Below are 6,000 nucleotides of genomic sequence, written 5' to 3' on the forward strand. Positions count from 1 at the left end.
AGAATCAGCCAAGCCTCACTTGCCAAGAAGTTCTACTTGCTTGCGCAATTCCTCAATCTGCTTTTGCATTTCCTGGATCATCGTGGTTTGCAGATCAAATCGCGCCCGTTTGATCGCAGGAGCGTATTTTTCGCGATAGAGAACGATAAAGAAACCCGCGATCGCCAGCGACGCAAACCACGCCAGGCACCACACGAAGTGCGCCACCACATTCTGGCGAAGCGCCGGAATCGCTTGCAGCGGCAAGATGGTGAACATCCCCAAAATCGTCACCGCTGCGGCAATCCAGCCGGCCCGGCGAACCAGCTGGCCATCCCGTTCCCACTTGGCAAGTGATAGTTCAAGTTTCATCCGAAAGTCCTTGATGTTAAGGTCGTTGATCTCTCGATCCTGAGCGATGAGCGACGCTACCTGCTGGTGATGCGACCGGTTGTCACTCATAGCCTTCCTCCTCGAGCATGCTTCGTAGCGCTCGTTTAGCGTAGTGCAGTCGTGATTTGGCGGTCCCTTCGCTGCAGCCGACAACCTCGGCAATCTCCTTGACGTCCATGTCCTCGAGGAATCGCAAAGTCAGCACCTCTCGATGCGCGAGGGATAATCGCTCCAGAACGGCGTGGACGAGTTCCACATTCTCCATCAGCAACAATTCATCCCAAGAGTCGATGGCGCCCGAGTCCGCGGCACTTTCCGTGATTTGGTCGGCCGCGTCGAGATTTCGTACTTGGGACATCGCGCAGTGATATGCGATCCGATACAACCACACGCGAAATGCCCGCGGCGATTGCAGCTGCCCGAGCGATCGAAACGCGTGCAGCCACGTTTCCTGCAAGACGTCCTCGCACTCTTGTGGAGTGCGCATCAAGCGGCGCACGAAATACATCAACCGCTGCTGGTACAGGTCGACCAGCTTATGGAACGACGGCCGATCGCCGGCTTGCGCCTGGAGCACGAGAAGGCTTTCGCCCAACTGCTGCGCGTCGTCGGCATTCATGCGCTCGGATTCCGCGGGGCTTCACGCGGACGGGGCCAACACGGTCACCGCCACCTTAATACAAGACGCGCGGGCCGAGGACGACGTTCAATCGTGGCCATAGAAAACGGCGAATCCCGTCGAACGCCGAGTACTGGCGTGTCGGTCGCCAAGACGCGGCCGGTAGGCCTTACAACTTCCAGCCGTCGAAAACCCTGTGCCGCAGCTCGTTCCATTCCGGCACCCGCGGGTCGGCCGGCTTGTGGGCCAACAGTTCGACCACCCAGTCGTCCATGTGCCGCATCCGCTGGGCCATGCTGCTGATCGTATTGGCGGCCAGTCGCGAGGTAATGGCGGGATTACGGGCGTTCAACTCGTCGAAACGCACCCTCGGGAGCCGAAACAACTTTACGGCCGTCTTGGCGCGGACGCTGGCCGAATGAGGCGCGGGATGAAAGAACGACATTTCGCCGATGCTGCTAAAAGGTTCGAGCACAGCCAACAACGTCGGTTCGGCCGCCGCCGGCCGGCTGGTCAATTGTTTGAAGACTTCGCACGATCCTTCCAGAATCACGCACAAATCCTGGCTTGTTTGCCCCTGCTCGATCAGCGTATCCCCCGGCGCCAACATCCTCACATCGCCCAGAGCCACGACTTCGCGTCGTTGCTGGTCGGTAAGCCCCTGAAAAATTGGGATGTCGGCGAGCGACTCGCCATTGATAGAGCCATTGTTCGTCACGAAATACCTCCCAGCACGGTGGCCTGGCCGACGCGGCCGATGCCGACGATGTAGGCCGCGGTTCGCAAACTAACTTTTCTTTCTACGGACAGTTCCCAAACCCGTTCAAACGCGCGCGTCAACACGTGATCCAATTCACCGCGCACACGGTTGATGTCCCAGCGGTAATGCTGGCGATTCTGCACCCACTCAAAATAGCTGGCCGTCACACCGCCGGCATTGGCGAGAATGTCGGGCAGTATGACGACTCCACGAGCTGTCAGAATATCATCCGCGTCTGGATAGACCGGCGCATTGGCCGCTTCGATAATGATTTTCGCCCGGATCGAGTCGGCGTTGGCGTGCGTGATCACGCCCCCCAAGGCCGCGGGGATTAGCACGTCGACGTCCAGCGCCAGTAGTTCCGCATTCGAGATCGGCTGGGCCTCGGGGTAACCCGCCAGTATTCCTTTATGGTCGAGCGCGTAGCGCAGCGCAGAGGGCACATCGAGCCCCTCGGCCCGGTAATAGCCGCCGCTCGCATCGCCGACGCCCACCAATCGGTAGCCGGCCTCGTGCAAGAATTTAGCCGTGTGCGACCCCACGTTGCCAAACCCCTGGATGGCCACGGTGGTCCCCTCGGGCTTGCGCCCCAGGCGGCTGAGCATCTTGTATGTCAGGATTCCCACGCCTCGGCCGGTCGCTTCCTCGCGCCCTGGCAGGCCGTGCATCTCGACCGGCTTGCCGGTGACGCAAGCTGGGCTGAAGCCGTGGTATTTTGCGTACTGATTCATGAACCAGGCCATCGTTTCGGCGTTGGTTCCCATGTCGGGGGCCGGAATGTCCGTGTCCGGCCCGATGACCTCGTGAATACCGTCGACGAACCGCCGCGTGATCAGTTCCAACTCGCGGGTGCTGAACTGGGCAGGATCGATTGCCAGCCCCCCTTTGGCGCCGCCATAGGGAAGATCCACCACGGCGGTTTTCCAAGTCATCAGTGCGGCCAGCGAGCGAACCTCGTCCATGTCGACGTCGGGATGGTAGCGCAGCCCCCCCTTCATCGGACCGCGGGCGTCGTCGTGCTGGACGCGATAGCCGACGAAGGTGGCAATCTCGCCATTGTCGCGCTCGATGGCGACCTGCACCTGCACTTCCCGCTTGGGAATGAGGAGCAGCCGCCGCATGTTTTCGGTCAGATCGATCTTGTCCGCAGCGCGATTGAAGTAGAGCTGCGTCGAGTCAAACGCTTTCATCCAGCCCGCCTCTTGGTGCTGCTAATGGAAGGGTCGAATTGCCCGAAGGTCTATAGCGCGACTCGGGAACTCGATCTTCATTGTGGTTACCGCGCCGCCAGGCCGCCATAGCGCGCGGCTGTCGCGGAATGTCGATCTGCCCAGCAAAGGCTTACACAGCAATGGGATCGAGCCACGACGAAGTACCGCAGGCTGCGATCTTCTGCGGCCGAATCTTACCAGAACGTCAGTCTGCTACCGGGCTTTCCCGGCTTGTGCTGCCCAAGAATCATATGCCCGCTGCCCCAGGGGCTCAAGAACAGTTACCGCTTGCGATTGTGCCAAGGCCAGCAATCGTGCTTGCTGATTTGCGATCGAAATCGCGATCGCCAACCCCGTAGCACGCGACCGCCGTGATGCCGCACTTGGCAGGCTGCGCGGTTCGGACTTACACTACAAATAGTCAGCGCAATTCTCCGTCTTGCACGTCAATAACCCATGCGACTTCATGGCACTTTCGGTTCAAGAGTTCTGGCAACTGGTCGTGGCCAGCGGGCTGCACGATGAAGAGAATTGCCGGCGCTTGGCCGACGCTTTTGCCAACGCGCGTGACGCGGGCCAGGTGCCACGCACCGTGCAGCTGCCCGAGTGGATGATCAACACCCGGGCCATGACGCGATATCAGGCCAAGGTCTTGCTGGCCGGGCGGCCGGGTCCGTTCGTCTATGGCGACTATCTTGTCACAGATCGCCTCGAGGGAGCAGGCGCGACCGGCCTATTTCGCGCCCTGCACCGGCCGACAGGCGTCAATTGCTCGTTGTACTTTCTCAGTGAAAAAGCGGTCATCGACCCAAGCGTTGTGACAGCGATCATCGCGCTAACGAACTCGGCATCGGTGACCTCGCTGGCGACGCCCTACCTTACGCACTGCCATACGCTGGTCGATTTGGGTTCGTACAAATTCCTGGTGATCGACGAATTACCTGTGGGAACGCTAGCTGCGCGGTTGGCCGGAAATACCGCCATCGGGTCCAAGGAGGCGGCGCGTGTGCTGTGCCAGATCACCGAGGGCCTGGCACGATTGCACGCGGCCCAGCAAGTACATGGCGCGATTCGGCCGGACCGAGTCTGGCTATCGCCTGACGGCGGCGCGCGGTTGGCCAATTTCCCGCTGGCCCGCAACCCGCTCGCGCTGGTGGGGGCCCACGTCACTTGGGATGTCGAGCCTGAGGGGATCGATTATTGCCCGCCCGAATGCACCTCGGGCGAGATACCCACCCCGCGGGGAGATATCTACAGTTTGGGCTGCACGCTTTATCACATGCTCTCCGGCCGCGTGCCATTTCCAGGGGACGATCCGCAACAAACGCTGCAAGCGCAGCGCAGCATCATGCCGCCACCTTTGGACCAGGTGAACCCGGCCGTGCCCAAGACCATGGCTGGATGGGTGGCGCGGATGATGGCCAAGACGCCGTCGGCCCGCTACGACGACGCTGGACAACTGGCGGCGGCCTTGGCACCACTGGCCAAGCAATTCGGCATGACGGCCGAGACAAGCGTCGCGCCACCCGAGCGCATGAAGTTGGAGAACTACTTGATCGCGAGCGGCGCGATGGCGGCTCACGCCGAAGTTGCCGCGGCGACCGCGACGCCGATCATGTTCGCGCCCCATGACATGGCCTCCCCCACGGCGGCGATGATCGCCCGGCACCAGCAATCGCGTCACAAGAAGTTGCCGCTGATCCTTGGTGGCGTGGCGGCACTCGTGGTAATGGGGGGCGCGGCGACATTTTGGCTCGTCGCGGGGAAAGGAAGCCAGCAAACCGCGCGGCCCATAGACACTCCCCTGCCCTCTTCTCAGCAGTCCTTGCCGGCATCCGACATCGCGTCCACCAACACGGCGGTCGGCGACATGGCGCCATCAAGCATCAGTGGCAACAGCAACTCAGCAGAGTCGACGCCAATCGCCACCGAGCCTGCCGTTTCGGTCGATACCGTGGTCGGGCTCGACGCCACGATGTGGGCTTCGCCGACGCATGGCCCGCGTTTGAATCTGGCGTACGTGGTGCCTGGCGCCGAGGTGATTGTCGCCCTCCGTCCGGCTCAATGGATTGGTAATGGCGAGATGGAAAAGATTCTCGACAAGCGCACCAGCGGTTGGCTGGGTCAGTTCATCAGCGAGGAACTGGTCGGCCTGTTGGATACGCCGCTGGCCGGCATCGATCGTGTGATCATCGCGATCCTGGATAGCGCCGACGGCTCGCCCCGGTGGGCCTTGGTTGCGACGCTCAAAGAACCTCACGATCTGGACGCCTTGCTCGCCAAATGGGGCCAGCCCGAGTCGCAGGAAAAGGAGGGCATTTCGTTCTATTCGCAAGGGGCAAAAGCATACTATCTGCCCGCGGCCGGTGAGGGGCGAACCATTGTGATAGGTCCCACTGAACTGATCACCGAAGAAGTGATTCCTGCCGGCCACGACACGCCGGCGCTGACGCGCGAACTCGAAACGCTGTTGGCCGCCAGCGACGGCGACCGCGACCTGACGATCTTGGCTTCGCCGAGTATTTTGCTGACGGGCAGCAAGGCGTGGCTGCCGGGCGTAGCCGGCCGCCTGCGGGTTCCCTTGGAACTATTTCTCGCTGGCGACCGACCGGCTGACGCCGCCGAGCCGACGCGGCCTGACTCCACGGCGTCGACGGTCGCACCGCGCGCGATCGATGTATCGAGCCAGGGATTACCCAAGGCCATCTTGGCAAGCGCGCACCTGACCGAAGCCGACGTGTTCGCTGAGCTGCGCATTTACATCGAGCCCAATCAACCCGCTCAAGCTCTGGCACGAGTTTATCGCGAACATGTAGCGCGGCTTCCCAAGCAGGCCAGCGATTACATCCGCACATTGGCCCTCAGCGATTACAGCCGCGATGTGCTGTTTGGCTTCCCTTTGATGGTCGAACAGTTCGGTCGTTACACCGTCGTGGGGACCGACACGCGGCAGATCGTGCTGCGGGCCTATTTGCCGAGCATGGCTGCCCATAACCTGGCGCTGGGCTTGCACCTGGCATTGCTGGAACGCGAACGGC

5 protein-coding genes are annotated in these 6,000 nt (G+C 61.5%); 1 reads left to right on the plus strand and 4 read right to left on the minus strand.

From position 1 onward, the window contains the following. Window positions 1-15: 15 nt before the first annotated feature. The 4 genes from VGG64_26600 to VGG64_26615 all read right to left on the minus strand — a co-directional run bounded on the left by VGG64_26600 (window position 16) and on the right by VGG64_26615 (window position 2,941). Window positions 16-441: a hypothetical protein gene (locus VGG64_26600; protein HEY1603202.1), complete on the minus strand. Its 426-nt coding sequence runs from the start codon at window positions 439-441 to the stop codon at window positions 16-18. Further along, complete coding sequence (locus VGG64_26605; protein HEY1603203.1) at window positions 434-991, minus strand: sigma-70 family RNA polymerase sigma factor; 558 nt, start codon at window positions 989-991, stop codon at window positions 434-436. The genes VGG64_26600 and VGG64_26605 overlap by 8 nt, the downstream gene beginning before the upstream one ends. 169 nt (window positions 992-1,160) lie before the next feature. Next, window positions 1,161-1,709, minus strand: coding sequence for a cyclic nucleotide-binding domain-containing protein (locus tag VGG64_26610; protein HEY1603204.1), 549 nt, complete (start codon window positions 1,707-1,709; stop codon window positions 1,161-1,163). Next, the gene (locus tag VGG64_26615) at window positions 1,706-2,941 is read right to left on the minus strand and encodes a Glu/Leu/Phe/Val dehydrogenase dimerization domain-containing protein (protein ID HEY1603205.1); all 1,236 of its coding nucleotides are present in this window, start codon (window positions 2,939-2,941) and stop codon (window positions 1,706-1,708) included. The genes VGG64_26610 and VGG64_26615 overlap by 4 nt, the downstream gene beginning before the upstream one ends. Window positions 2,942-3,428: 487 nt before the next feature. Here VGG64_26615 and VGG64_26620 point away from each other — a divergent pair. Further along, window positions 3,429-6,000 (plus strand): serine/threonine-protein kinase (locus VGG64_26620; protein ID HEY1603206.1); only part of this gene is annotated, 2,572 nt, incomplete at its 3' end.

Source organism: Pirellulales bacterium, from assembly GCA_036490175.1.
In the GTDB taxonomy this organism is placed as follows: Bacteria; Planctomycetota; Planctomycetia; order Pirellulales; family JACPPG01; genus JACPPG01.